Raw genomic sequence first — 24,855 nt, forward strand, 5'->3', positions numbered from 1 at the left:
ACCTTTCGGTGAGGGCCTGTCGGCCGGTCAGTCGGGCAGGACGCTGGAGCCGAGCCGGGTCAGTCCGGCGCTCCGCAGCCGGATCCGGTCGCCGCCGTCCGCCACGAACTCGACGGCGTCGGACTCGCGGTAGCGCGGGTACACCCGGGCCGTGAGCGCGGCCCCGTCGCCGGTGAAGACCTCCACCGACGAGCGGTCGACGAAGATGTCGAGTGCGAGGGTCGAGTCCGCCGTGGGCTCGACCTGCGTGGAGTAGGTGGCCCGGGTGCCGTAGCCGGAGTCGGTGGTGTCGAGGGTGAGGGTGCCGGTGGACTTGCGGTAGCGCAGCACGGTCGCCTCGGCTGCGGACGCCTTCAGCCGGAGGGTGACGGTGTCGCCGGTGGTCCGCGCCAGGTCGACGACGGCCTTCAGCCGGACGGTGTCGCCTCGGCCGATGCGCCAATCCCCGCTGACCGTACGGTCCTCGACCGTGACGGGACGCCCGGCGGCCAGCGAGTCGGCGGCCGCGACGGGGCGTTGGCCCAGGCGTCCGCCGGCGGTGAGGAAGAGCTCCCGGTGGAGTGACTGGGCTCCGGCCCAGCCGCCCACCCTGGTCGGCTCCTTGACGTTCCAGTCGCTCATCCAGGCGGACATCAGCCGGCGCCCGGCGTCGTCACGGTAGCTCTGCGCGGCGTAGACGTCGCCGCCGCCGTCGAGGACGCCGTGCCGCTCGGCGGTGAACCGGCTGCCGTCGTAACTGCCGACGGCGTAGCGCTGGAGCGACCGGCCGCCCTCGTTGGTGGAGTACAGCAGCACCCACTTGCCGTCGAGTTCGAAGAGGTCGGGGCACTCCCACATCGCTCCGGTCGTGCCGTCGCCCTCCGTCAGGACTCCGGTGTACGTCCAGGTGCGCAGGTCGTCGGAGGCGTACAGCTGGACCTTGCCGCGGCCGCCGTCACCGGAGCCGACGACCATCTTCCAGCGTCCGTCGAGCGGGTCGCGGAAGAGCTTGGGGTCGCGGAATCCGGCGGAGGAGCCGGGCGGGGCCTGGGTGATCACCTCGGTGCCGGGGGTGAAGGTGACCCCGTCCGTGCTGGTGGCGACGGCGACGGTCTCGGGGGTGGCGCCGGGGTGGGCGCCCGTGTCGGTGAACTTGGTGTAGGCGACGGTCAGGGTGCCGTCGTCGTCGACGGCGCTGCCGCTGAAGACGCCGCTGTTGTCGGTGGGGGTCGCGCGGGGCGGCGGGGTGAGGGCGACGGGCAGTTCGCGCCAGTGGACGGCGTCGGGGCCCTCGGCGTGCGCCCAGTGCATGGGGCCCCACTTGGGGGCGTCGGGGTAGTACTGGCTGAAGAGGTGGTGGCGGCCGCGCCACTGGATCACGCCGTTGGGGTCGTTGATCCAGCCCTGGTAGGGCGTGTAGTGGAACTGCGGCCGCAGCGGGTCGGCGGCGTGATCGCGCTCCTGGGTGGGCTGGTTGGCCTGCCCGAGGGTACGGAAGGTCAGTCCGTTGTCGTCCCGGGCGGCGGCGTCGCCGACGCGTACGTCGTCGAGGTTGAGGTGGCCCCAGCCGCCGGTCTTGCGGTCGACGACCTCCAGGTGGACGGCCTGGCCGCGCCAGGGCGAGGTGTCCCAGAGGATCCGGATGTACGCCTCGTCCTCGGGGCCTGTCTGCTGGAGGAGCCGCTTGCCGTCGCTGTCCCTCACCAGGGCGACGTAGAGGCGCTCGGGGTCCCAGCCGCCGCCCACGAGGAAGCTGATCCGCGAAGGGGCGGCGAAGGACGAGGACCTGACGGACCCGGTGGCGTCGTCGCCCGCGGCGGCGTGGCCCCAGAGGTGGTGGCGGCCCCGGTGATGGAACGGGCCTCCCCAGTAGGTGTCGGCGCTGCTGACGGCGCCGGCGCCGAAGGCGGTGCCCTCGGTGACGGTCCAGCCGGTGAGATCCCCGGTTTCGAATCCGGGATTGACCGGGCCCGCGGGGAGCGTGGTGCGGGGGGTGGCGGGTGGTGCGGCGTTCGCGCTGATGGGGGCGGACGCGGCGACGAGCAGGGCCGCGACGCCGATCAGTTGCGGTGCTTTCCAGCGGCTCATCCGGAAGCCTCCGTTGCCAACTCGTGACGAGTAAGGGGCATTGACGTTGCTCGCGGCGGAGTCCATCATCCCGTCCTGTCGATGTCAACGTTGACATAAGTCAACGATGACAGCGCCGTGTCGTCTCCGTGTCACTCCTGACACGTCCGTCGTCAGTGCCGACACGTCCGTCCCCGTCGTCCCCGAGTCACGAGGAGCCGCGCCATGAAGCGCTCTTTCCGCACCGCCCTCCCCCTCGCCGCCACCCTCACCTCCGCGGCCCTGCTGCTCACCGCCTGCGGCGAGGGCGCCCAGGGCTCCGCCGGGGCCGGCGGCACCGGCGGCCCGGTGAAGGTCGGGCTGATCACCAAGACCGACACCAACCCGTTCTTCGTGAAGATGAAGGAGGGCGCCGAGCAGGCGGCGAAGAAGTCGGGCGCCGAACTCTCCACCGCGGCGGGCCGGTTCGACGGCGACAACGAGGGCCAGGTGACGGCGATCGAGAACATGGTGGCGTCCGGCGTCAAGGGCATCCTGATCACCCCGAACGACTCCAAGGCGATCGTCCCGGCGATCCAGCAGGCCCGGAGGAAGGGCGTGCTCGTCATCGCCCTCGACAGCCCCACGGACCCGCGGGACGCCGCCGACGCGCTCTTCGCCACCGACAACCTCAAGGCCGGCGAGCTGATCGGGCGGTACGCCAAGGCCGCGATGGCCGGCAAGCCCGCGAAGATCGCCACCCTCGACCTCGCACCCGGGGTGGCCGTCGGGCAGTTGCGGCACGACGGCTTCCTCAAGGGGTACGGCATCGAGGAGGGCGACCCGGCCGTCGTCTGCTCCCAGGACACCGGCGGTGACCAGGCCAAGGGCCAGACGGCCATGGAGAACTGCCTGCAGAAGGCCCCGGACGTCAACGTCGTCTACACGATCAACGAGCCCGCCGCGCTGGGCGCGTACACCGCGCTCAAGGCGAAGGGGCGCGAGAAGGACGTCCTGATCGTCTCCGTCGACGGCGGCTGCACGGGCACGGAGGCGGTCAAGTCCGGGCGGATCGCCGCCACTTCGCAGCAGTACCCGCTGGCGATGGCGGCCAAGGGCGTCGACGCGGTCGTCGCGTACGCCAAGGACGGCACGAAGGCGTCCGGCTACGTCGACACGGGCGTCACGCTGATCACCGACCGGCCGGCCACCGCGGTTGCTGCCAAGGACACGGCGTACGGCCTGGAGAACTGCTGGGGCTGACCCCCGCCGCCGCCCCGTTTCTGCCCTCCCCTCCCCCGCTCAAGGAGCACCGTTGACCACGACCGCCACCGCGCCTCCGACCGCCGCGCCCCCGTCCGTATCGCGCTCCGCCACCGCGCGCGGGCTGATCACCCATCCCACCGCCGGGCCGCTCGTCGCGCTGCTCGTCGCGTGCGTCTTCTTCTCCCTCCAGAGCGATCAGTTCCTCTCCGGCGGGAACCTCTCGCTCGTCGTCCAGCAGGTGATGGTCGTCGGTACCCTCGCCCTGGGCCAGACGCTGATCATCCTCACCGCCGGCATCGATCTCTCCTGCGGTGCCGTGATGGCCTTCGGCACGATCGTCATGGCGAAGCTCGCCGCCGAGGGCACCCTTCCGCCGCTGGTCGCCGTCGCCGCCGGCATCGGCGTCTGCGCGCTCTTCGGGCTCGCCAACGGCGCGCTCGTCACCTTCGTGAAACTGCCGCCGTTCATCGTGACGCTCGGCATGCTGAACGTCGCCTTCGCGCTCACCCACATCTACTCCGAAGAGCAGACCATCACCGAACTCCCCGGCCTGCTCACGGGGTTGGGCGAGACGTTCCCGCTCGGCCGCACCGACATCACGTACGGCTCGGTGCTCACCATCGCGCTCTTCCTCTGCTTCGCGTTCCTGCTCGGTCAGACGGCCTGGGGCAAGCACACCTACGCGCTCGGCAACAGCCCCGAGGTCGCCCGGCTCACCGGTATCCGCACCACCCGCCTCCAGCTCGGGATCTACACCCTCGCCGGGGTGATCTACGGCATCGCCGCCCTGCTGCTCGTCTCGCGCACCGGTGTCGGCGACCCGAAGGCCGGCCAGACCGACAACCTGGACGCGATCACCGCGGTCGTGCTCGGCGGTACGAGCCTGTTCGGCGGCCGTGGCGCCGTACTGGGCACGCTCGTCGGGGCGCTGATCGTCGGCGTCTTCCGCAACGGCCTCCAACTGATGGGCGTCGGCTCGATCTACCAGACCCTGATCACCGGCGGTCTGGTGATCCTCGCCGTGACCGTCGACCAGTTCTCCCGCAGGAAGGCCCGCCGATGACCACCCCTGTTCTCAAGGCCCGCGGCCTGGTGAAGCGGTACGGCCACGTCACCGCGCTCGACGGCGCCGACTTCGATCTCATGCCCGGCGAGGTGCTCGCCGTCATCGGGGACAACGGCGCCGGCAAGTCCAGCCTGATCAAGGCGCTGACCGGGGCGCTGCAGCCCGACGAGGGCACGATCGAGCTCGACGGCGAGCCGGTCCGCTTCCGCGATCCGATCGACGCCCGCCGGCACGGCATCGAGACCGTCTACCAGGATCTGGCGGTCGCGGCCTCGCTCGACATCGCCAGCAACATGTTCCTGGGGCGCGAGGTGCGGCGCCGCGGCCCGCTCGGGTCGGTGCTGCGGATGCTCGACAACAAGAGGATGCGCGAGGAGTCCGCCGCGCACATGGCGGAGCTGAAGATCGGTCTTCGCTCCCTCACCCAGGCCGTGGAGACGCTCTCCGGCGGCCAGCGGCAGGGCGTCGCGGTGGCGCGGGCCGTGGCGTGGGCGCGGCACGTGGTGGTGATGGACGAGCCGACGGCCGCGCTCGGGGTGAAGGAGTCGGGTCAGGTCCTGGACATGATCCGGCGGGTCCGGGACCGGGGTCTGCCGACCGTGCTGATCAGCCACAACATGCCGCATGTCTTCGAGATCGCCGACCGGATCCATGTGCAGCGGCTGGGCCGCCGGGTGGCGAGCATCCGGCCCGGTGACCACTCGATGTCGGATGTCGTGGCGATCATGACCGGGGCTCTGACGGTGGAGGACGCGAACGGCGGTACGGTCGTGGCGGGCAAGGACTGAGGCGACGACGTACGACGGAGATGCGGTGACCATGGGGAGCACCCGGCGGCCGACCCTGGCCGATGTGGCGGAGCGGGTCGGGGTGACCCCGAAGACCGTGTCACGGGTGCTCAACGAGGACGGGCCGGTCTCGGCGGCGACCCGGGCGAAGGTGCTCGCGGTCGTCGAGGAGCTCGGGTTCCGCCCCAACCTCATGGCCCGCAACATGCGGGTGGGCGCCCGTGACTCGACGGTCGGCCTGGTCGTGCCGGACATGGGCAACCCGTTCTTCGGTACGGTCGCGGGCGGCGTGGAGGAGGTCGTACGGGACCGGGGGCTGACGCTCCTCATGGGGTCGTCGGCCGAGCGCGAGCCGCTGGAGCACGCGCTCATCACCACGTTCCTGGCCCGCCGGATCAGCGGTCTGCTGGTGGTCCCCGCGGCCGGCAGCGACCACCGCTTCCTGCGCCGCGAGCGGGAGAGCGGGCTGCCGGTGGTCTTCGTGGACCGGCCGGGCACGGGGCTCGCGGCGGACGCGGTGGTGAGCGCGAACGAGGAGGGCGCGCGGCGGGGCGTGGCGCATCTGATCGCGCACGGCCACCGGCGCATCGCCTTCATCGGCGACCGGCCGGCCGGCCTCTACACCCGCAAGACGCGGCAGCGCGGGTACCGGTCGGCGCTGGAGGCGGCCGGGATCCGCCACGATCCCGCACTGGTCGTCACGGCGCACGACCCGTACGCCGCCGGGGTCGCCGTCCGGCGGCTGCTGGCGCTGCCCGACCCGCCGACCGCCGTGTTCGCCGCGAACAACTTCGCCTCGCTCGGGGTCGTGCCGGCCCTGGCCGAGGCGGGCCGGCGCGAGGTCGCCCTGGTCGGCTTCGACGACCTGCCGCTGGCGGCGGTCCTGGAGCCGGGCCTGACGGTGGTGGCCCAGGACCCGGCGGCGGTCGGCCGGGCGGCGGCGGAGCAGATCCTGGCCCGCCTCGGCGGCGACCGCTCGCGCGCGGTGACGCGCACGGTCCCGGTGACCCTGATCGAACGCGGCAGCGGAGAGCTCCGGCCTCCGTCCGCCTGACGGGCGCGGCGAGGACGGGGCCTCGTCGGGTCGTCGGTCGGGCGGGACGGTCGGGTCGCCGGTCGGGCGGGACGGTCCTGAAGGGGCGCCGCCCCCGTGGGTTGTGCCCACCACCCCCTAGGACTTCGTCATGGGGTCCCCCATGCGGGACGATTGCCCACAACCTGGACCCCCTGTCCGATCTCGCGCTCCGCATGATGCGATGGGCCTATGAGCACCACTCTCACCACCTGGTCCCTCGAACAGACCTCGCCCTCCGATCTGCGTCCCGCCACCCCGCCCGAGGGCGACGACATCACGATCGCGCGGGCTGAGGTGCCCTCCGCCGAGTTCAGCCGCTTCCTCTATACGGCCGTAGGCGGCGACATCCACTGGAACGACCGGCTGAGCCTGTCGTACAAGGAGTGGCAGGAGCTCGTCGAGCGGCCGGGGGCCGAGATCTGGGTGGCGTACGAGAGGGGGACGCCGGCCGGGTACGTGGAGCTGGATCCGCAGGCCGACGGGGTCGTCGAGATCGTCTACTTCGGGCTCATCCCGGCCTTCCGGGGGCGCCGGATCGGCGGCCATCTGCTGACGGAGGGCGTGCGGCGCGCCTGGGACCTGGCCGAGCGCTGGCCGGACCGCGAGCCGACCCGGCGGGTGTGGCTGCACACCTGCTCGCTGGACGGGCCGCACGCGATGGCCAACTACGAGCGGCGCGGCTTCCGGCTCTTCGACACCAAGGTCGAAGAGGTGGAGGAGACCTCGACGCCCGGCCCCTGGCCCGGCGCCCACTCCTGAACACCAGCGCGTCTCCGCCCCTGAGCGGCACCCCTTCGAAGTGACCCACGGCACACCGTCTCGCGATGCGGGACGGTGATGTCCACATCCCGGACATTGCTGGACTGGGTCCAAAGTCCCGTGACACGCTTCCGTCATGTCTGGAACTGGAATTGCCTTGGTGAGTCGGCGGCACGTCGACCTCGGCCGCATGTCCAGCGCCATGTGTCCGGTGCGCTGAGAGAACCAGCTCCGCCGCGAACATCTTCTGCCCGACCCTGCTGCGCACCAACGCGCCACCCTCTGACCTGAGCGCGAGTGTGCAGGTCAGAGCCGCCCTCCCGCAGTCCCGAAGGACGAATCGCCATGGCCGCCACCCCGGAAAACCCCACTCCCGTCGCCGCCCGCCGCAAGGCCGGGCGCCACCGTGGCGAGGGTCAGTGGGCCGTGGGGCACTTCACCCCGCTGAACGGCAATGAGCAGTTCAAGAAGGACGACGACGGTCTCAATGTGCGGACACGTATTGAGACGATCTACTCGAAGCGTGGATTCGACTCCATCGACCCCAACGACCTGCGCGGCCGCATGCGCTGGTGGGGCCTCTACACCCAGCGCAAGCAGGGTCTGGACGGCACCAAGACCGGTGTCCTGGAGCCGGAGGAGCTGGACGACGAGTACTTCATGCTCCGGGTCCGCATCGACGGCGGCCGGCTGACGACGCAGCAGCTCCGGGTCATCGGCGAGATCTCGCAGGAGTTCGCCCGGGGCACGGCCGACATCACGGACCGGCAGAACGTCCAGTACCACTGGATCCGCATCGAGGACGTCCCGGAGATCTGGAACCGCCTGGAGGCGGTCGGCCTGTCCACGACCGAGGCCTGTGGCGACACCCCGCGTGTCATCCTCGGCTCGCCGGTCGCCGGGATCGCCGAGGACGAGATCATCGACGGCACCTCCGCCATCGACGAGATCCACCGCCGGATCGTGGGCAACAAGGACTTCTCCAACCTGCCCCGCAAGTTCAAGTCCGCGGTCTCCGGCTCGCCGCTGCTCGACGTGGCGCACGAGATCAACGACATCGCCTTCGTCGGCGTCAACCACCCGGAGCACGGCCCCGGCTTCGACGTCTGGGTCGGCGGCGGCCTGTCCACCAACCCCAAGCTGGGCGTCCGTCTGGGCACCTGGGTCTCGCTCGACGAGGTCCCGGACGTCTACGAAGGCGTCATCTCGATCTTCCGCGACTACGGCTACCGCCGGCTGCGCACCCGCGCCCGCCTGAAGTTCCTGGTCGCCGACTGGGGCCCGGAGAAGTTCCGCCAGGTCCTGGAGGACGAGTACCTCAAGCGCAAGCTGACCGACGGCCCGGCTCCCGAGCAGCCCGCCGGCCAGTGGCGCGACCACGTCGGCGTGCACCGGCAGAAGGACGGCCGGTTCTACGTCGGTTTCGCGCCGCGCGTCGGCCGGGTCGACGGCGCCGCGCTCACCAAGATCGCCGAGATCGCCGAGGCGCACGGTTCGGGCCGGGTCCGTACCACCGCCGAGCAGAAGATGATCGTCCTCGACATCGAGGAGGCGCAGGTCGAGTCCCTCGTCTCCGCCCTTGAGGCGATGGATCTGCGGGTCAGCCCCTCGCCGTTCCGGCGCGGCACGATGGCCTGCACCGGTATCGAGTTCTGCAAGCTGGCGATCGTCGAGACCAAGGCGCGCGGTGCCTCGCTGATCGACGAACTCGAGCGCCGCATCCCGGAGTTCGACGAGCCGATCACCATCAACATCAACGGCTGCCCGAACGCCTGCGCCCGTATCCAGGTGGCGGACATCGGTCTCAAGGGCCAGCTGGTCCTGGACGACGACGGCAACCGGGTCGAGGGCTACCAGGTCCACCTGGGCGGCGCGCTCGGCCTGGAGGCCGGCTTCGGCCGCAAGGTCCGTGGCCTGAAGGTCACCTCGGCCGAGCTGCCGGACTACGTCGAGCGGGTCCTCAAGCGCTTCCAGGAGGAGCGCGAGGACGGCGAGCGCTTCGCCACCTGGGCTGCGCGGGCCTCGGAAGAGGCCCTGTCATGAGCGAGCGTGCGGCGCCCTTCTACTGCCCGTACTGCGGCGACGAGGACCTGTTTCCGAACGAGCAGGGTCACGGCGCCTGGGAATGCCGGGCATGCGGTCGAGCCTTCCAGCTGAAGTTCCTGGGGCTCCTCGCCCCGGGCACTTCGAGCAACTCCACTGGAGGGGAAGAGATATGACGACCGCTCACACCATCACCGAGTCCACCGACCTCAAGGCGCTCGCCGAGCAGGCGGGGCGCGACCTGGAGGACGCCTCCGCGCTGGAGATCCTCCAGTGGGCGGCCGGCACCTTCGGCAGGCAGTTCTGCGTCACCTCCTCCATGGAGGACGCGGTCGTCGCCCACCTCGCCTCCCGCGCCATGCCGGGCGTGGACGTCGTCTTCCTCGACACCGGCTACCACTTCCCCGAGACCATCGGCACCCGCGACGCGGTCGACGCGGTGATGGACGTCAACGTCATCACCCTGACGCCGCGGCAGACCGTCGCCGAGCAGGACGCGGAGCACGGCCCGAGGCTGCACGACCGCGACCCCGACCTGTGCTGCGCGCTGCGCAAGGTCAAGCCGCTGGAGGAGGGCCTGACCGCCTACCGCGCGTGGGCGACCGGCCTGCGCCGCGACGAGTCCCCGACCCGGGCGAACACCCCGGTCGTCGGCTGGGACGAGAAGCGGCGGAAGGTCAAGGTCTCCCCCATCGCCCGCTGGACCCAGGACGACGTCGACGCCTACGTCGCCGAGCACGGCGTGCTCACCAACCCGCTGCTGATGGACGGTTACGCCTCCGTCGGCTGCGCCCCCTGCACCCGCCGGGTCGTGGAGGGCGAGGACGCCCGCGCCGGCCGCTGGGCGGGGCGCGCCAAGACGGAATGCGGGCTGCACGGCTGATGACCACCATCGAGACTTCCCAGGAGAACCACGTGACCGGTGCCACCATCTGGCTCACGGGCCTGCCGAGCGCCGGCAAGACGACCATCGCGTACGAGCTGGCCGGCCGCCTGCGCGGCGAGGGCCACCGCGTCGAGGTGCTCGACGGCGACGAGATCCGCGAGTTCCTCTCCGCGGGCCTCGGCTTCACCCGCGAGGACCGGCACACCAACGTGCAGCGGATCGGCTTCGTCGCCGAGCTGCTGGCGTCGAACGGCGTGAAGGTCCTGGTCCCGGTCATCGCTCCGTACGAGGACAGCCGCGAGGCGGTCCGCAAGCGGCACCAGTCCGAGGGCACCCCCTACATCGAGGTGCACGTCGCCACTCCGGTGGACGTGTGCTCCGTACGCGATGTGAAGGGGCTGTACGCCAAGCAGGCCGCGGGCGAGATCAGCGGACTGACCGGGGTCGACGACCCGTACGACGAGCCGCGGAACCCCGATCTGCGGATCGAGTCCCAGAACCAGACCGTGCAGGAGTCGGCAGCACAGCTCCACGCGCTGCTCACCGAGAGGGGTCTCTCATGACGACCGCCGTCACCATCGACGAAGCGACCGACAGCCCGTTCGCGCTGTCGCACCTGGACTCGCTCGAGTCCGAGGCCGTCCACATCTTCCGTGAGGTGGCGGGCGAGTTCGAGCGGCCGGTGATCCTCTTCTCCGGTGGCAAGGACTCCATCGTCATGCTGCACCTGGCGCTGAAGGCGTTCGCGCCGGCGCCGGTGCCGTTCACGCTGCTGCACGTCGACACCGGGCACAACTTCCCCGAGGTCATCGAGTACCGCGACCGCACGGTGGAGAAGCACGGTCTGCGGCTGCACGTCGCCTCCGTCCAGGAGTACATCGACGCCGGGAAGTTGCGGGAGCGTCCCGACGGGACGCGCAACCCGCTCCAGACGGTGCCGCTGACCGAGGCGATCCAGCAGCACCGTTTCGACGCCGTCTTCGGCGGCGGGCGCCGCGACGAGGAGAAGGCCCGCGCCAAGGAGCGGGTGTTCTCGCTGCGCGACGAGTTCTCCCAGTGGGACCCGCGCCGGCAGCGCCCGGAGCTGTGGCAGCTCTACAACGGCCGGCACGCCCCCGGTGAGCACGTCCGTGTCTTCCCGCTCTCCAACTGGACCGAGCTGGACGTCTGGCAGTACATCGCCCGCGAGGGCATCGAGCTGCCGGAGATCTACTTCGCCCACGAGCGCGAGGTCTTCGCCCGCAACGGCATGTGGCTGACCGCCGGCGAGTGGGGCGGCCCCAAGGACACCGAGACGGTCGAGAAGCGGATGATCCGCTACCGCACCGTCGGTGACATGTCCTGCACGGGCGCCGTCGACTCCGACGCGACCACGCTGGACGCCGTGATCGCCGAGATCGCCGCCTCCCGTCTCACCGAGCGGGGCGCGACCCGCGCCGACGACAAGATGTCCGAGGCCGCGATGGAAGACCGCAAGCGCGAAGGGTACTTCTAGCCATGACGAGCACGAGCACGAGCACGACCGAGCAGTTCGCCGACGTCTCGGCGACCACCCTGCTGCGCTTCGCCACCGCCGGTTCCGTCGACGACGGCAAGTCCACCCTGGTGGGCCGGCTCCTCCACGACTCCAAGTCGGTCCTCACCGACCAGCTGGAGGCCGTCGAGGCCGCCTCCCTCAAGCGCGGCCAGGAGGCGCCGGACCTGGCGCTGCTGACCGACGGCCTGCGCGCCGAGCGCGAGCAGGGCATCACCATCGACGTGGCCTACCGCTACTTCGCCACCGCCCGCCGCCGGTTCATCCTCGCCGACACCCCCGGGCACGTGCAGTACACCCGGAACATGGTCACCGGCGCCTCCACCGCCGAGCTGGCCGTGGTCCTGGTCGACGCCCGCAACGGCGTCGTCGAGCAGACCCGCCGGCACGCCGCCGTCGCCGCGCTGCTGCGCGTGCCGCACGTCGTCCTGGCCGTGAACAAGATGGACCTCGTCGACTACGCCGAGCCCGTCTTCGCCGCGATCGCCGAGGAGTTCACGACGTACGCCTCCGAGCTCGGCGTCCCGGAGATCACCGCGATCCCGATCTCGGCGCTGGCCGGTGACAACGTCGTGGAGCCGTCCGCCAACATGGACTGGTACGGCGGCCCCACCGTCCTGGAGCACCTGGAGACCGTGCCGGTCAGCCATGACCTGACGGCCTGCCACGCGCGCTTCCCGGTGCAGTACGTCATCCGTCCGCAGACGGCCGAGCACCCCGACTACCGGGGTTACGCCGGGCAGATCGCGGCCGGGGCCTTCCGGGTCGGCGAGCCGGTCACCGTCCTGCCCTCGGGCCGGACCTCCACGATCACGGCGATCGACGCGCTGGGCGAGTCGGTGGACATCGCCTGGGCCCCGCAATCGGTCACCATCCGCCTCGCCGACGACATCGACATCTCGCGCGGCGACCTGCTGGCGCCGAGCGGTGACGCCCCGGCGACCAGCCAGGACGTCGAGGCGACGGTCTGCCATGTGGCCGACCAGCCGCTGACCGTCGGCCAGCGGGTGCTCCTCAAGCACACCACCCGTACGGTCAAGGCGATCGTCAAGGAGATCCCGTCCCGGCTCACGCTGGACGACCTCTCCCAGCACCCCGAGCCGGGGCAGCTGGTCGCCAACGACATCGGCCGGGTGAAGGTCCGTACCGCCGAGCCGCTCGCGCTCGACGCGTACGCGGACTCCCGCCGCACCGGCTCCTTCCTGCTGATCGACCCGGCGGACGGCACCACGCTCGCCGCCGGCATGGCGGGCGAGGCCTTCGCCGCGGCCAAGGCCGTGGCCGTCGCGGACGCCGCCGACGACGAGGGCTGGGACTTCTGATGATCCGGAACGTCTACGCCACCTTCGCCAAGGAGGGCGGCCGGGTGGGTTCGGGCGCCCTCGGCGCGGGCCGGGGAGGTGTCGCGCGATGTGCGTGCTGACGCCGATGCGCCGCGTACCCGGCGCCCGCCCGCTGTACCCGCTCCACCCCGACCGACATAGCCGAAGAAGAGTCCGAAGACCCTGAGGGGACCACCTCCGTGCCTGCCTCCCGTACCACCCCGCGCCGTTCACTCGCCGCCGCCGTGGCGCTGCCGCTGCTGATCGGCGCGCTCGCCTCCTGCGGCTACGGCTCCCAGGCCAAGAACGACGAGAAGAAGGTGGCCGCCCAGGGCGAGAAGCTCTCGGCCGACCAGGTCCGGCTCGGATACTTCCCGAACCTGACCCACGCCACCGCCCTGGTGGGCGACGAGCAGGGCATCATCCAGAAGGAGCTGGGCGGAACGCGGCTGGAGGTGTCGACCTTCAACGCCGGTCCCTCGGAGATCGAGGCGCTCAACGCCGGCTCGATCGACATCGGCTTCATCGGCCCCTCCCCCGCGATCAACGGCTACGTCAAGTCCAAGGGGAACAACCTCCGCATCATCGGCGGCTCGGCCTCCGGCGGTGTGAAGCTGGTCGTGAACCCGGCGAAGATCAAGACTTTGGACGACGTCAAGGGCAAGAAGATCGCCACCCCGCAGCTCGGCAACACGCAGGACGTGGCCTTCCTCAACTGGATCTCGGAGAAGGGCTGGAAGGTCGACGCCCAGAGCGGCAAGGGCGACGTCTCCGTGGTCCGCACGGACAACAAGGTGACCCCGAACGCCTACGCGTCCGGTGCCATCGACGGTGCCTGGGTGCCGGAGCCGACCGCCTCGAAGCTGGTCACCGAGGGCGCGAAGGTGCTGCTCGACGAGTCCGACCTGTGGCCCGGCAAGAAGTTCGTGATCACGAACATCATCGTGTCGCAGAAGTTCCTCGCCGAGCACCCGGACGTCGTGGAGGCGGTGCTGCGCGGTTCGGTGAAGACCAACGCGTGGATCAACGCCAACCCGGAGAAGGCGAAGGCGTCGGCCAACGCCCAGCTTGAGGAGCTCTCCGGGAAGCCGCTCGGCGACAAGGTGATCGACGCCGCCTGGCCGTCGATCCGGTTCACCGACGACCCGCTTGCCGCCACGCTCCAGGCGCAGGCGGACCACGCGGTGAAGGCGGGTCTGCTGAAGCAGCCCGACCTGAGCGGCATCTACGACCTGGGACCGCTGAACAAGGTCCTCAAGGCCACGGGGCAGCCCGCGGTCGCCGACGCCGGTCTCGGCGTCAAGTAACCCCCGCAGCAGCCGAGTTCCCAGGAGGTGACGACCATGGCCACGACCGCGACGCTCGCCAAGGCCGAGGACCGTGTGGCGGTGACCCATGCCGCCCGGATCGAGCATGTCTCGAAGTCCTTCGGCGGCCCCGCCGGGCAGCAGCTCGTCCTCGACGACATCTCGCTCGATGTCGCCCCGGGCGAGTTCGTCACCCTCCTGGGTGCCTCCGGCTGCGGAAAGTCCACGCTGCTCAATCTGGTCGCCGGGCTCGACCGCCCGTCCGCGGGGTCGATCGAGACCCCCGGCGGCCGGCCGGCCCTGATGTTCCAGGAGCACGCCCTGTTCCCCTGGCTGACCGCCGGCAAGAACATCGAACTGGCGCTGCGGCTGCGCGGGGTCCCCAAGTCCGAGCGGCGTCCGGAGGCGGAGCGGCTGCTCGAACTGGTCCGGCTCGGCGGCTCGTACCGCAAGCGGGTGCACGAGCTGTCCGGCGGTATGCGTCAGCGGGTGGCGCTGGCCAGGGCGCTCGCCCAGGACAGTGATCTGCTGCTGATGGACGAGCCGTTCGCGGCGCTCGACGCGATCACCCGGGACGTGCTGCACGACGAGCTGACCCGGATCTGGCGGGAGACCAGGCTGTCGGTCCTCTTCGTCACCCACAACGTGCGCGAGGCCGTGCGGCTCGCCGAGCGGGTGGTGCTGCTGTCGTCCCGCCCCGGCCGGATCGCCCGGGAGTGGGCCATCGACATCCCGCAGCCGCGTCGTATCGAGGACGCGGCCGTGGCGGAACTGTCCGTCGAGATCACCGAAGAACTGCGTGGGGAGATCCGCCGTCATGGCCAGCACTGAGATGAGGACCGACGATCTGGCCGGTCTGGAGGCGGGCCTCGACGCGCTCGACGCGGTGCGGGTGGACCGTACGCCCGTCCGCGAGGTTCTGCTGAAGAAGGTGCTGCCGCCGGTCACGGCCGTGGTGCTGGTCCTGGCGGTCTGGCAGCTCCTGGTGTCGGCCGAGGTCACAGACGCGTACAAGCTGCCCGCGCCGTCCGCGGTCTGGGACAGCGTGACCACCATGTGGCTGGAGGGGACGCTCTTCGGCGTCCTGTGGACCAGCGTGTCCCGGGCGCTGCTCGGCTTCCTGATGGCGCTGGCGATCGGTACGCCGCTGGGTCTGCTCGTCGCGCGGGTGAGGTTCGTCCGGGCGGCGATCGGTCCGATCCTGTCGGGTCTGCAGTCGCTGCCCTCGGTGGCCTGGGTGGCTCCGGCCGTGCTCTGGATCGGCCTCAACGACCAGATGATGTACACGGTGATCCTGCTCGGCGCGGTCCCCTCGATCGCCAACGGTCTGGTGGCCGGTGTCGACCAGGTGCCGCCGCTGTTCCTGCGGGCCGGCCGCACGCTGGGCGCGACCGGGCTCCGGGGTGCCTGGCACATCGTGATGCCGGCCGCGCTGCCGGGCTATCTGGCCGGTCTGAAGCAGGGCTGGGCGTTCTCCTGGCGCTCCCTGATGGCCGCCGAGATCATCGCCTCCTCCCCGGAACTGGGTCTCGGCCTCGGCCAGTTGCTGGAGAACGGCCGCAACAACATCGACATGCCGGGGATCTTCCTCGCCATCATCCTCATCCTCATCGTGGGCATCGCCATCGACCTGCTGATCTTCAGCCCGCTGGAGCGCGCGGTGCTGCGCGGCCGCGGTCTGCTGGCGAGGAGCTGAGCGCGATCATGAACCGTCCGGTCCTTCTCGTCGTCGCCCACGGCAGCCGCGATCCGCGGCACGCCGCGACCGTGCACGCGCTGGTGCGGCGCGCCCGGTCGCTGCGGCCGGGGCTGCGCGTGGAGACGGCGTTTCTCGACTTCAACCTCCCCTCGGTGACGGGGGCCCTGGAGGGCCTGGCCGCCGAGGGGATAAGGGACGTGGTGGCGCTGCCGCTGCTGCTGACCCGGGCCTTCCACGCGAAGGCCGACATCCCCGCCGTGCTGCGGCAGGCCCCCGCCTCGCTGCGGATCCGGCAGGCGGAGGTCCTCGGCCCGTCGCCGCTGCTGGTGTCGGCGGTGGAGCGGCGGCTGTACGAGGCGGGGCTCGGCCCCGCCGACAAGAGCGCGACCGGGGTCGTCCTGGCCTCGGCGGGCTCCTCCGACCCGGAGGCGATCGCAGCGATCGCCGAGACAGCGCGGGAGCTGCGGCGCACCGGTTGGTGCTCCGTGCGACCTGCGTTCGCCTCCGCATCCCTTCCCCGGACCGAGGACGCGGTCCGCGCCCTGCGCGCCGACGGCGTGCGCCGGGTCGCGGTGGCCCCCTACGTCATCGCCCCTGGCCGGCTCCCCGACCGGATCGCGGCGGGCGCGGCGCGGGCCGATGTCCTGGCGGACGTCCTCGGCCCCTCGCCGGAGCTGGCCCGCCTGATGGTCGAGCGGTACGACGAGGCGCGGATCGACACGGCGCTGGTGGCGGCCGGCTGAGGCACGCGTCGCGCCGTCGGGTCAATGCCGGGTCATCTCCACCAGCTTGGCCACGGTGTTCCAGTTGCGCGTCGTGGCGACGACACCCTTGAGCAGGGAGGGCCGGGAGAGCGCTTCGGCCAGTTTCGAGCGGCCGAGGCCGTCGGGCGCGTAGAGGTAGAGGGCGCGGTCGCCGAGCCGGAACTCCTCGGGCAGGAAGGCGGCCTGGTCGATCGCGGCGAACCTCTCGGGTCCGACGGGCTCGGAGTAGTACGTGACGTGGAGCTGTCGGCCTTCGAGTTCGGCGGCGGGGAACGGGCAGGCGTCGGCGACGGCGGCGAGGTACTCCCCGCTGCGGACGAGGCAGTCGACGCGGAAGCCGAACCGCTTCTCGATGGCGTCCTCGACGGCCTCGGTGAGCTGCTCCTCGCTCAGGTCGTCGGCGTCGGTGGTGAAGACGGCGTTCCCGCTCTGCAGATAGGTGCGGACCTCGCGGTGCCCGAGCTCTTCGAGGAGTGAACGGAGCTGCGCCATGGGCACTTTGCGGTGACCGCTCACATTGATCCCGCGCAGCAGGGCGGCGTACGTCGTCGTCATGGTCACACGATAGGACGGCCGCCGCGCCCCGTGGGGGAGGGCGCGGTGGCCGCCGGTCAGGGGGCCGGTGGGCTACTCGACGATCTTGAGCAGCTTGTTGGCGGTGCCCTGGGCGGGGTTGCTGATCTTGTCCGCGGTGGCTCCGCCGACCAGCGCCTGGGCGACCTGGTCCGGGGTGGCGCCGGGGTGCCCGGCGAGGTAGACGGCGGCGGCGCCGACCACGTGCGGGGTGGCCATGGAGGTGCCGGAGATGGTCTTCGTGCCGCTGTCGCTGTCGTTCCAGGTGGAGGTGATGTCCGAGCCCGGGGCGTAGAGGTCCACGACGGCGCCGAAGTTGGAGAAGCCGGACTGCTCGTCGTCCTTGGTCGAGGAGGCGACGGTGATCGCCTCCTGGACGCGGGAGGGGGAGCCGGCGCCGGCGTCGGAGGACTCGTTGCCTGCCGCGACGCCGAAGGTGACGCCCGAGGCGATGGCCTTCTTGACGGCCTCGTCGAGCGCCGGGTCGGCGCCGCCGCCGAGGCTCATGTTGGCGACGGAGGGGCCCTGGTGGTTCTGGGTGACCCAGTCGATGCCGGCGATGACCTGCTCGGTGGTGCCGGAGCCGTTGTCGTCGAGGACGCGGACGGCGACGATCTTGGCCTTCTTGGCGACGCCGTAGGTGGACCCGGCGATGGTGCCGGCCACATGGGTGCCGTGGCCGTTGCCGTCCTGGGCGATCTGGTCGTTGTCGATGGCGTCGAAGCCGTCGGTGGCGCGGCCGCCGAAGTCCTTGTGGCTGACGCGGACTCCGGTGTCGATGACGTACGCGGTGACGCCCTCGCCGGCGCTGTCGGGGTAGGTGTACTTCGCGTCCCCGGCGGTTTCGGTCTGGTCGACCCGGTCCAGACCCCAGGACGGCGGGTCGGTCTGGGTGGCGTTGATGGAGAACTTCTTGTTCTGGACGACCTTGGCGACGGCGGGGTCGGCGGCGAGGCGCTTGGCCTCGGTCTCCGAAAGGCCGTTGACCGAGAAGCCGTTGACGGCGGAGTCGTAGCTGCGGCGCAGGGTGCCGCCGTACTCCTCGGCCAGGCCGCCCTTGTCGGCCTTCTCGTCCAGCAGAACGATGTAGCTTCCGGCGACCGCACCTTCGGCGCCGAGCCCGAAGACCGTTCCCTCGGCGGGCGTGGGGGCCGCGCCGGCGAACGGGGAGGTGAGGACGGTGACGCCGGTCGCAGCCGCGATCGCGGTGGCGACGGTGATGAGCTTCGTCCTGCGGACACGCTTGTGTGTTGCCATGAAGAGGGGACTCCTCGTCAGGATTTGTGGGGGGTTGGGCTACGCGAAGGAAGATCTCCGGTAGCTGGTTCGAAACCCTGACCGATTGACGAGTGCAAATCAAGGCCTTCACACAGCTGTGACTTATTCAGCAAGGTTTCTTAATAATAAAGCGGTCATCCCCTCTCAACTCGGGCCACGAAAAAGGCCCCCGGGTTGCCGGGGGCCTTCGCCGCTGTGCCGCTAGGCGAGTTCGGACTCGATCAGATCCGCCGCGCGGCGTGTCCCTCCTTCGCGCGCCATTTCCGCTCGGATCTTCCGTGCCCGCAGGGCGACTTGGGGGTCTTCGACGAGGGCGAGCACGGCCTCGCGCAGCCGGTCCGCCGTCGCCTCCTCCATCGGCAGGTGCCGGGCCACCCCCAGGGACTGGAGCATGTCGGCGTTGCCGAACTGGTCGACGGCCTGCGGGACCGCGACCATCGGCGTCGCGGTGGCCAGTCCCTCCTGGCTGCCCCCGGCCCCGGCGTGGGTGATGAACGCGTCCGCCTGCTTCAGGATGGCCAACTGCGGCACCCAGGAGTGCACTTCCACGTTGGAGGGCAGTTCGCCGAGGTCGGCCGGGTCGACGAACTTGCCGATCTGCAGCACGACATGCCAGTCGGGAAGGTCCGCGAACGCCTCGGCGCACGCGCGGTAGAAGTCCGGCTGCTTGGTGAAGGCCGAGCCGAGGGAGACGAGGACGACCTTGTCGGCGCCGGCGGGCCGCCGCCACTCCCCCTGGTCCGCCCGCTCGCCCTGGCAGGCACCGACGAAGGTGAAGACGGAGGTGTCGACCCGGTCGGCGTGCGGCTGGAGCGCTTCCGGGATGAGCACGAGCGCCCGGCGCGGTCGGGAGATGAGCCGGTCGGGGTGGGTGTCGACACCGTGTTCGGCGAGCCAGGACTCGAAGCGCGCGTAGTAGGCCTTGCCCCGCTCGGACGCCTTGAGCTCGGCGAACATGGGCTCGGCGACCTCCTCCTCGTACCCCTCCCAGGGAACGAGATTCGGCCAGAGCCCGACGGCGGGCACGCCCCACCGGTGGGCGAGGACCGGCGCGGGATACGCGGTGATGTCGTGCAGGACGAGATCCGGCCGGTCGGCGGCGAACGCCTCGGCGAGCTGCGGCAGCGCCTGGATCGCGTCGTTCAGGAACGGCTCGATGTTGTCGATCAGTTCGGTGCCCCACGCCTCCGGGTCGTCGTCCGTCGGAAGCGTGGAGGTGTAGACGACGGGGGTGGCCCCGGTGGCGGCGACCTTCTCGGCGAAGGAGGCGGGGATCGCGTAACTGACGCGGTGCCCGCGGGCTACGAGCTCGCGGATCACCTCCAGGCTCGGGTTCACATGGCCGTATGCGGCGATGGAGAACATGGCGATATGGGCGCGTGGGGTGGCGGTCATGACCCCACCCTAAGCAAGACGAGACGTCTCGTCCACTCTTATTCGACCCGGCTCAGCTCCGCTGGTATCGGGCGAGCACGAGATTGCCGTCCTCCACCAGGCGCCGCCGCAGCTCGACGGCGTCGATCGCCCCGCTGTAGTACTCCTGGAAGGCGGGGGTCGCCACCTTGTCCTTCCACTCGGCGTAGCCCCGCACCGACTGCGCCGGAGCGGAGCGCAGCTGGCGCGCCACCGCCGCTCCGGTGGCCCAGCCGTCCTTCGGGGTGCGCAGGGAGGGATCGGCGAGCGCCGCCGTACCGGTCGGCAGCATCCAGTCGCCCCGCGCGAGGCGGACCATGTTCCGCGGCTGGAGGAAGAAGTCGAGGAAGCGCGCCGCCTCCTTCTTGTACGGGCTGTCCTCGGCGAGGGAGAGCGTCTGCGGGCTGACGCCCTGTGCGAGACCGTCCTTCCCGGCCGGCGCGGGCAGCACGATCCACTCGAAGCCTTTCGGCGCCTGCTGGACGATCTGCTGCCGGTACGAGAAGCCCAGCGGGACCATCGCGTACTTGCCCCCGAAGAAGCCCGGCAGGGCGTCCGAGCCGCCCGTGCCGAGCGTGGAACGCGAGGCGCTGTGGTCGGTGTTGACCTGGTCGTGGATGGTGCCGGGGACGACGCCGTCCGCCTCGCCGAAGCGGATGGTGACCTTGCCGTCCTCGCCCCGGTGAAAGAGCTGTCCCCCCGCCGAGAGGCCCAGGTTGAGGCTGACGGAGACCGGTTCCTTCAGCGGCCAGGCGATCGCGTACCTCCCCTCACCCATCGTCTCCGTCAGCTCCTTGGTCACCTGGCGGAACTCCTCCCAGCTCCAGGGCCGGTCGGGGGTCGGGATCCGGACACCGGAGGACTCCAGGATCTTCTTGTTCGCCATGATCAGGCGCGGCTCCTGGAGGAACGGCACGCCGTAGATCCCGTCCCCGAAGGTGGTCGTCTCCCAGCTGTGCGCCGGGATGTCGGCGCGCAGCCGCTCGGGCAGGAGGTCGGTGAGATCGGCGAGATAGCCGCCGTAGGCGAAGTCGGCCAGGTCGTCGGAGGCGTCGTGGATGATGTCCGGCGCCTCCCCGCCCTCGAAGGAGGTCAGGAGCTGGTCGTGGACGGAGTCCCAGCTGCCCTGGACGTAGTCGACCTGGATGTCGGGGTGGGCGGCGTTCCACTCGGCCACCAGCTCCTTGTTGGCGGCGACCGACTCCTGCTGCCAGGCAAGCGACTGGAAGCGGAGCCGGATCTTCCCATCGTCCGGGCCGTCCCCGTCCGAGGCGCAGCCGGTCAGCAGCAGGGCGAGCGCGGCGGCCGCGGCGGTGAACATCCGTACCCGCATCAGGACTTCACCGCCCCGGTCAGCATGCCGCCGGTGATCCGTTTCTGGATGATCGCGAAGATGACGAGCGAGGGGAGGGTGGCGAGGAAGGCCGCCGCGGCCAGCGGGCCGAGGTCGGCGACGCCCTCCGCGCCGAGGAAGTGGGTGAGGACGACCGGCAAGGTCTGCTTCTCCGGGGTCTTGAGCAGGACGAGCGCGAAGAAGAACTCGTTCCACGCGGTGATGAAGGCGAAGAGCGCGGTGGCGACGATGCCGGGGACGAGCAGCGGCGCGGTGACCGAGACGAGCGTACGGAGCCTGCCGGCGCCGTCGACGGCCGCGGCCTCCTCCAGCTCGGCCGGTACGGCCCGGACGTACCCCGTGAGCATCCACAGCGCGAACGGCAGCGACCAGACGACGTACACCATGATCAGGCCGAAGAGGCTGTTGATCAGATGCAGGTTCTTCAGGACGAGGAAGAGCGGAATGATCACCAGCACGAAGGGGAACGCCTGGCTGACCACGACCCAGCCGGTGGCCGCGGTGGCGAGCCGGCCGCGGTGGCGGGCCATCACATAGGCCATGGGTGTGGCGATGGCGACGGCGATCAGGGCCGCGCAGACGGCGGCGACCAGGCTGTTCCCGGCGGCGCGGAGCAGCGGCTGTTCGTCGAAGGCCTGCCGGAAGTTGGCGAGCGTCGGGTCGTCCGGGATCCAGGTGGGGTGGAGCGAGCCCAGCTCGGGGGCGGGCTTGAAGGCGGTGGAGATCAGCCAGAGGAAAGGGAAGGCGAGGAAGACCAGATACGCGAGGAGCGCGACGTACTGGCCGATCCGCGCGGGCCCGCGGGTGCGGAGCGTGCTCACCGGTCCTGGTCCCCCTTCAGCCGTCCGACGAGATAGAGGGCGAGGAGCACGGAGATGACGGCGACCATCACACAGCCCATCGCGGCGGCGTAGCCGAACTGCCCGTAGCGGAAGGCCTCTTCGTAGGCGAAGAGCATGGGCAGCCGGGTGCGGCCGCCGGGTCCGCCGTTGGTCAGGACGTAGACCAGGGCGAAGGAGTTGAAGTTCCAGATGAAGTTGAGGGCGGTGATGGCGAGGGCGACGGGCTTGAGTGCGGGCCAGGTGACGGTACGGAAGCGGCGCCAGGCGCCCGCGCCGTCGAGGGCGGCCGCCTCGTGGAGTTCGTGCGGGGTGTTCTGGAGCCCGGCGAGCAGGGCGACCGTGGTCTGCGGCATGCCCGCCCAGATGCCGACGACGATGACGGCGGGCAGCGCGGTCGCGAGCCCGGTGAGCCAGTCGCGTCCGTCACCGAGGCCCAGGTCCCGGACGGTCTCGTTGAGGATGCCCGCGTCGGGGTTGTAGACCAGCCGCCACATGATGCCGACGACGACCTCGGGCATCGCCCACGGGATGATCGCGAGCGCCCTGGCCAGCCAGCGGAAGCGGAGGTTCTGGTTGAGCAGCAGCGCCAGACCGAGGGCGAGCAGGAACTGCGGGACGGTGACGCCGACGGCCCAGAGCAGCCCGATCCGGAACGAGTCCCAGAAGAGGGTGTCGTGCAGCAGGTCCTGGAAGTTGAGGGTGCCCACCCACCTCGTCGCCTGAGTGCGGCCCGACTGGGCGTCGGTGAAGGCGAGCGCGATGCCGTAGAGGAGGGGGCCGACGCTGAGGATCAGGATCGGGATCAGCGCGGGCAGCACGAGGAACCAGGCACCGTGGCTCCTCCCGCGAGCGGGCTCCTTGCCGGCGGTCGCTGGTCCACCGGACCGCTTCGTCGCGGTCACCACACCCACAGGCTCGACCCCTTATGCCGCTTGTGCGGCTTATGCAACGGTGCACTGGCCTCCGTCATGGTCCTGACGAGCCGTCGGTTCGTCAAGGCCACCTGCGCGGATGCGAGACTTTGGCTGATTCCCACAGGCACATCGGGCGGACCCATCGGTCGGACCTCATCGGGCGACCTCATCGGCGGGAGCCCATCGGTCGGAGACGGAGAGACGTATGGACGAGGCGCGGGCACGGGAGATCCTGGCCGCCGCGGAGTTGCCGGCCCGGGAGCCGGAGGCGCCGCTGCTCGCGCTCGGTGAGAACGCGGTCTTCGCGACCGGCGATCTCGTGATCAAGATCGGCCGGGACGCGGAGCTGCTGGCCCGCGCCGAGCGGGAGCTGGCGCTCGCCGACTGGCTCGCCGACGCCGGCGTACCGGCGGTACGGGCGGCCGAGCCGAAGCCGCGTCTGGTGGAGGGCCATCCGGTCACCCTCTGGCACCGGCTGCCCGAGGCCGTGCGTCCCGCCGAACCGCGCGACCTGGCCCCGCTGCTCCGCCGGATCCACGCCCTGGACGAGCCCGCCTCTTTCACGCTCCCCCGCCGTGAACTGCTCGGCGGCGTCGAGCGCTGGCTGCGGCTCGCGGGCGACGCCATCGACCCGGCCGACGCGGCGTTCCTGCGCGAGCGGCGCGACGCCTTCGCGCCTGCGGCGGCCGCGCTCACCCCTCACCTCCCTTTCGGCCCGATCCACGGTGACGCGCTGCCCCGCAACGTCCATGTCGGCCCGGACGGTCCGGTCGTGGTCGACCTGGAGACCTTCTCCTCCGACCTGCGCGAGCACGACCTCGTGGTGCTCGCCCTCTCCCGCGACCGGTACGGGCTCGACCCGGCCGCGTACGACGCGTTCACCGAGGCGTACGGCTGGGACGTCCGGGAGTGGGAGGGGTGCGCGGTGCTGCGCGGGGCCCGGGAGACCGCGAGCTGCGCCTGGGTGGCCCAGCACGCGCCGACGAACCCCAAGGCCCTGGCCGAGTTCAAGCGGCGGGTCGCCTCGCTGCGGGACGGCGACCCCGAGGTGCGCTGGTATCCGTTCTGACATCATGACGGGGACCTGAAACGGCTGTCGGCGACGGGGTGTTGCGATGCGGGTGGAACTGACCGAGGTGACGCTGGACGTCGAGGTGAGCGGCGACGGCCCGGCCGTACTCCTGGTGCACGGCTTCCCCGACAGCCACCACCTCTGGCGCCACCAGGTTCCGGCCCTGACCGCCGCCGGGTACCGGTGCGTCGCTCCGACCCTGCGGGGCTTCGGCGCCTCGGACCGGCCCGACGGCGGCCCGGAGGCGTACCACCCGGCGAAGCACGTGGGCGATCTCCTCGAACTGCTCGACCGTCTGGAGACCGGCCGCGTCCATCTGGTCGGCCACGACTGGGGCTCGGGCATCGTCCAGGCCCTCGCCCAGACCGCGCCCGGGCGGCTCGCCTCGCTCAGCCTCCTGTCGGTGGGTCATCTGGCCGCCATCCGCGACGCGGGATGGGAGCAGAAGCAGCGGTCCTGGTACATGATCCTGTTCCAGGTGGCGGGGCTCGCCGAGGAGTGGCTGTCGCGGGACGGGTTCGCCAACTTCCGGGACATGCTGGGCGAGCACCCGGACGCCGAGACCGTCCTCGCGCCGCTGCGCGCACCGGGCGCGCTCACCGCCGCCCTGAACATCTACCGCGCCGGCCTCCCGGCCGAGGTCCAGTTCGGCCCCGCACTCCCGCTGCCCCCGCTTCCGGGTCCGGTGATGGGCGTGTGGAGCACCGGCGACCGCTTCCTCACCGAGCAGTCGATGACCGGCACCGCCAAGCACGTGGACGGCACCTGGCGCTACGAACGCGTCGAGGACGCCGGGCACTGGCTCCCGCTGGACCGGCCGGAGCGCGTCAACGCGCTGCTTCTGGACTTCCTGGCGGAGAACCCCATCGGCTGAT

The 24,855-nt window shown here is 71.0% G+C and carries 25 protein-coding genes; 18 read left to right on the plus strand and 7 right to left on the minus strand.

Going from position 1 to position 24,855, the window contains the following annotated elements:
* Positions 1 to 27: 27 nt before the first annotated feature.
* The gene (locus ACIRB4_RS26900; RefSeq protein WP_403294763.1) at positions 28 to 2,067 is read right to left on the minus strand and encodes a glycoside hydrolase family 32 protein; all 2,040 of its coding nucleotides are present in this window, start codon (positions 2,065 to 2,067) and stop codon (positions 28 to 30) included.
* A gap of 204 nt (positions 2,068 to 2,271) precedes the next feature.
* Between ACIRB4_RS26900 and ACIRB4_RS26905 the strand changes: the two genes are divergently transcribed.
* The 16 genes from ACIRB4_RS26905 (at position 2,272) to ACIRB4_RS26980 (ending at position 16,513) form a co-directional block, all read left to right on the plus strand.
* Positions 2,272 to 3,288, plus strand: coding sequence for a sugar ABC transporter substrate-binding protein (locus ACIRB4_RS26905; protein WP_403294764.1), 1,017 nt, complete (start codon positions 2,272 to 2,274; stop codon positions 3,286 to 3,288).
* A gap of 52 nt (positions 3,289 to 3,340) precedes the next feature.
* Positions 3,341 to 4,354 carry an ABC transporter permease gene (locus ACIRB4_RS26910; RefSeq protein ID WP_403294765.1) on the plus strand — a complete coding sequence of 338 codons (1,014 nt, stop codon included), beginning with the start codon at positions 3,341 to 3,343 and terminating at the stop codon, positions 4,352 to 4,354.
* A complete protein-coding gene (locus ACIRB4_RS26915) occupies positions 4,351 to 5,145 on the plus strand; it encodes an ATP-binding cassette domain-containing protein (RefSeq protein ID WP_403294766.1) in 795 nt (264 codons plus the stop codon). The genes ACIRB4_RS26910 and ACIRB4_RS26915 overlap by 4 nt, the downstream gene beginning before the upstream one ends.
* Before the next feature lie 31 nt (positions 5,146 to 5,176).
* Complete coding sequence (locus ACIRB4_RS26920; RefSeq protein ID WP_403294768.1) at positions 5,177 to 6,199, plus strand: LacI family DNA-binding transcriptional regulator; 1,023 nt, start codon at positions 5,177 to 5,179, stop codon at positions 6,197 to 6,199.
* A 210-nt stretch (positions 6,200 to 6,409) separates the two neighbouring features.
* On the plus strand, positions 6,410 to 6,979 hold the full coding sequence (locus ACIRB4_RS26925; protein WP_403294769.1) for a GNAT family N-acetyltransferase: 570 nt from the start codon (positions 6,410 to 6,412) through the stop codon (positions 6,977 to 6,979).
* Positions 6,980 to 7,115: 136 nt separating this feature from the next.
* Positions 7,116 to 7,199, plus strand: a complete 84-nt coding sequence (locus ACIRB4_RS26930) for a putative leader peptide (protein WP_329125294.1) — start codon at positions 7,116 to 7,118, stop codon at positions 7,197 to 7,199.
* Between the two features lie 125 nt (positions 7,200 to 7,324).
* Positions 7,325 to 9,022 (plus strand): nitrite/sulfite reductase, encoded by a 1,698-nt coding sequence (locus ACIRB4_RS26935; protein ID WP_403294770.1) that lies wholly within the window; start codon positions 7,325 to 7,327, stop codon positions 9,020 to 9,022.
* Complete coding sequence (locus tag ACIRB4_RS26940) at positions 9,019 to 9,198, plus strand: hypothetical protein (protein ID WP_403294771.1); 180 nt, start codon at positions 9,019 to 9,021, stop codon at positions 9,196 to 9,198. The genes ACIRB4_RS26935 and ACIRB4_RS26940 overlap by 4 nt, the downstream gene beginning before the upstream one ends.
* Positions 9,195 to 9,905 carry a phosphoadenylyl-sulfate reductase gene (locus tag ACIRB4_RS26945; protein ID WP_403294772.1) on the plus strand — a complete coding sequence of 237 codons (711 nt, stop codon included), beginning with the start codon at positions 9,195 to 9,197 and terminating at the stop codon, positions 9,903 to 9,905. The genes ACIRB4_RS26940 and ACIRB4_RS26945 overlap by 4 nt, the downstream gene beginning before the upstream one ends.
* Positions 9,905 to 10,471, plus strand: coding sequence for an adenylyl-sulfate kinase (gene cysC, locus ACIRB4_RS26950; protein ID WP_403294773.1), 567 nt, complete (start codon positions 9,905 to 9,907; stop codon positions 10,469 to 10,471). The genes ACIRB4_RS26945 and cysC overlap by 1 nt, the downstream gene beginning before the upstream one ends.
* Positions 10,468 to 11,403 carry a sulfate adenylyltransferase subunit CysD gene (gene cysD, locus ACIRB4_RS26955; RefSeq protein WP_403294774.1) on the plus strand — a complete coding sequence of 312 codons (936 nt, stop codon included), beginning with the start codon at positions 10,468 to 10,470 and terminating at the stop codon, positions 11,401 to 11,403. Before cysC ends, cysD begins: the two co-directional genes overlap by 4 nt.
* A 2-nt stretch (positions 11,404 to 11,405) precedes the next feature.
* Positions 11,406 to 12,764 carry a sulfate adenylyltransferase subunit 1 gene (locus tag ACIRB4_RS26960; RefSeq protein WP_403294775.1) on the plus strand — a complete coding sequence of 453 codons (1,359 nt, stop codon included), beginning with the start codon at positions 11,406 to 11,408 and terminating at the stop codon, positions 12,762 to 12,764.
* Positions 12,765 to 12,964: 200 nt separating this feature from the next.
* A complete protein-coding gene (locus tag ACIRB4_RS26965) occupies positions 12,965 to 14,071 on the plus strand; it encodes an aliphatic sulfonate ABC transporter substrate-binding protein (RefSeq protein ID WP_403294776.1) in 1,107 nt (368 codons plus the stop codon).
* 36 nt (positions 14,072 to 14,107) lie between these two features.
* Entirely contained in the window at positions 14,108 to 14,902 is a 795-nt protein-coding gene (locus ACIRB4_RS26970; RefSeq protein WP_403294777.1) for an ABC transporter ATP-binding protein, read from the plus strand.
* Positions 14,889 to 15,767: an ABC transporter permease gene (locus tag ACIRB4_RS26975; RefSeq protein ID WP_403294778.1), complete on the plus strand. Its 879-nt coding sequence runs from the start codon at positions 14,889 to 14,891 to the stop codon at positions 15,765 to 15,767. Before ACIRB4_RS26970 ends, ACIRB4_RS26975 begins: the two co-directional genes overlap by 14 nt.
* Before the next feature lie 8 nt (positions 15,768 to 15,775).
* Positions 15,776 to 16,513, plus strand: coding sequence for a sirohydrochlorin chelatase (locus ACIRB4_RS26980; protein ID WP_403294779.1), 738 nt, complete (start codon positions 15,776 to 15,778; stop codon positions 16,511 to 16,513).
* A 21-nt stretch (positions 16,514 to 16,534) separates the two neighbouring features.
* Here the strand turns inward: ACIRB4_RS26980 and ACIRB4_RS26985 are convergent, their stop codons facing one another.
* The 6 genes from ACIRB4_RS26985 to ACIRB4_RS27010 form a co-directional block, all read right to left on the minus strand.
* Entirely contained in the window at positions 16,535 to 17,089 is a 555-nt protein-coding gene (locus ACIRB4_RS26985) for a DUF1697 domain-containing protein (RefSeq protein WP_403294780.1), read from the minus strand.
* A gap of 72 nt (positions 17,090 to 17,161) precedes the next feature.
* The gene (locus tag ACIRB4_RS26990) at positions 17,162 to 18,364 is read right to left on the minus strand and encodes a S8 family serine peptidase (RefSeq protein WP_403294781.1); all 1,203 of its coding nucleotides are present in this window, start codon (positions 18,362 to 18,364) and stop codon (positions 17,162 to 17,164) included.
* Between the two features lie 222 nt (positions 18,365 to 18,586).
* Entirely contained in the window at positions 18,587 to 19,780 is a 1,194-nt protein-coding gene (gene mgt, locus ACIRB4_RS26995) for a macrolide-inactivating glycosyltransferase (protein ID WP_403294782.1), read from the minus strand.
* 52 nt (positions 19,781 to 19,832) lie between these two features.
* Positions 19,833 to 21,131 (minus strand): ABC transporter substrate-binding protein, encoded by a 1,299-nt coding sequence (locus tag ACIRB4_RS27000; protein ID WP_403294783.1) that lies wholly within the window; start codon positions 21,129 to 21,131, stop codon positions 19,833 to 19,835.
* Positions 21,131 to 21,973 (minus strand): carbohydrate ABC transporter permease, encoded by an 843-nt coding sequence (locus tag ACIRB4_RS27005; protein WP_403294784.1) that lies wholly within the window; start codon positions 21,971 to 21,973, stop codon positions 21,131 to 21,133. The genes ACIRB4_RS27000 and ACIRB4_RS27005 overlap by 1 nt, the downstream gene beginning before the upstream one ends.
* Complete coding sequence (locus ACIRB4_RS27010; protein ID WP_403294785.1) at positions 21,970 to 22,899, minus strand: carbohydrate ABC transporter permease; 930 nt, start codon at positions 22,897 to 22,899, stop codon at positions 21,970 to 21,972. Before ACIRB4_RS27010 ends, ACIRB4_RS27005 begins: the two co-directional genes overlap by 4 nt.
* Before the next feature lie 214 nt (positions 22,900 to 23,113).
* Between ACIRB4_RS27010 and ACIRB4_RS27015 the strand changes: the two genes are divergently transcribed.
* Both ACIRB4_RS27015 and ACIRB4_RS27020 read left to right on the plus strand, forming a co-directional pair.
* On the plus strand, positions 23,114 to 23,977 hold the full coding sequence (locus ACIRB4_RS27015) for a phosphotransferase enzyme family protein (protein WP_403294786.1): 864 nt from the start codon (positions 23,114 to 23,116) through the stop codon (positions 23,975 to 23,977).
* A gap of 46 nt (positions 23,978 to 24,023) precedes the next feature.
* The gene (locus ACIRB4_RS27020) at positions 24,024 to 24,854 is read left to right on the plus strand and encodes an alpha/beta fold hydrolase (RefSeq protein WP_403294787.1); all 831 of its coding nucleotides are present in this window, start codon (positions 24,024 to 24,026) and stop codon (positions 24,852 to 24,854) included.
* Position 24,855: the final 1 nt, after the last annotated feature.

The organism is Streptomyces sp. NPDC093600 (assembly GCF_044764755.1).
GTDB lineage: Bacteria > Actinomycetota > Actinomycetes > Streptomycetales > Streptomycetaceae > Streptomyces.

Bases quoted from the DNA above. Each gene is read 5' to 3' on its own strand.
- ACIRB4_RS26915 (WP_403294766.1), top strand. From the start codon at position 4,351: ATGACCACCCCTGTTCTCAAGGCCCGCGGCCTGGTGAAGCGGTACGGC.
- ACIRB4_RS26905 (WP_403294764.1), top strand. From the start codon at position 2,272: ATGAAGCGCTCTTTCCGCACCGCCCTCCCCCTCGCCGCCACCCTCACC.
- ACIRB4_RS26935 (WP_403294770.1), top strand. From the start codon at position 7,325: ATGGCCGCCACCCCGGAAAACCCCACTCCCGTCGCCGCCCGCCGCAAG.
- ACIRB4_RS26970 (WP_403294777.1), top strand. From the start codon at position 14,108: ATGGCCACGACCGCGACGCTCGCCAAGGCCGAGGACCGTGTGGCGGTG.
- ACIRB4_RS27000 (WP_403294783.1), bottom strand. From the start codon at position 21,131: ATGCGGGTACGGATGTTCACCGCCGCGGCCGCCGCGCTCGCCCTGCTG.
- ACIRB4_RS27020 (WP_403294787.1), top strand. From the start codon at position 24,024: ATGCGGGTGGAACTGACCGAGGTGACGCTGGACGTCGAGGTGAGCGGC.
- ACIRB4_RS26945 (WP_403294772.1), top strand. From the start codon at position 9,195: ATGACGACCGCTCACACCATCACCGAGTCCACCGACCTCAAGGCGCTC.
- ACIRB4_RS26985 (WP_403294780.1), bottom strand. From the start codon at position 17,089: ATGACGACGACGTACGCCGCCCTGCTGCGCGGGATCAATGTGAGCGGT.
- cysD (WP_403294774.1), top strand. From the start codon at position 10,468: ATGACGACCGCCGTCACCATCGACGAAGCGACCGACAGCCCGTTCGCG.
- ACIRB4_RS26960 (WP_403294775.1), top strand. From the start codon at position 11,406: ATGACGAGCACGAGCACGAGCACGACCGAGCAGTTCGCCGACGTCTCG.
- ACIRB4_RS27015 (WP_403294786.1), top strand. From the start codon at position 23,114: ATGGACGAGGCGCGGGCACGGGAGATCCTGGCCGCCGCGGAGTTGCCG.
- ACIRB4_RS26980 (WP_403294779.1), top strand. From the start codon at position 15,776: ATGAACCGTCCGGTCCTTCTCGTCGTCGCCCACGGCAGCCGCGATCCG.
- ACIRB4_RS26940 (WP_403294771.1), top strand. From the start codon at position 9,019: ATGAGCGAGCGTGCGGCGCCCTTCTACTGCCCGTACTGCGGCGACGAG.
- ACIRB4_RS26930 (WP_329125294.1), top strand. From the start codon at position 7,116: ATGTCTGGAACTGGAATTGCCTTGGTGAGTCGGCGGCACGTCGACCTC.
- ACIRB4_RS26975 (WP_403294778.1), top strand. From the start codon at position 14,889: ATGGCCAGCACTGAGATGAGGACCGACGATCTGGCCGGTCTGGAGGCG.
- ACIRB4_RS26925 (WP_403294769.1), top strand. From the start codon at position 6,410: ATGAGCACCACTCTCACCACCTGGTCCCTCGAACAGACCTCGCCCTCC.
- ACIRB4_RS26900 (WP_403294763.1), bottom strand. From the start codon at position 2,067: ATGAGCCGCTGGAAAGCACCGCAACTGATCGGCGTCGCGGCCCTGCTC.
- cysC (WP_403294773.1), top strand. From the start codon at position 9,905: ATGACCACCATCGAGACTTCCCAGGAGAACCACGTGACCGGTGCCACC.
- ACIRB4_RS26990 (WP_403294781.1), bottom strand. From the start codon at position 18,364: ATGGCAACACACAAGCGTGTCCGCAGGACGAAGCTCATCACCGTCGCC.
- mgt (WP_403294782.1), bottom strand. From the start codon at position 19,780: ATGACCGCCACCCCACGCGCCCATATCGCCATGTTCTCCATCGCCGCA.
- ACIRB4_RS26920 (WP_403294768.1), top strand. From the start codon at position 5,177: ATGGGGAGCACCCGGCGGCCGACCCTGGCCGATGTGGCGGAGCGGGTC.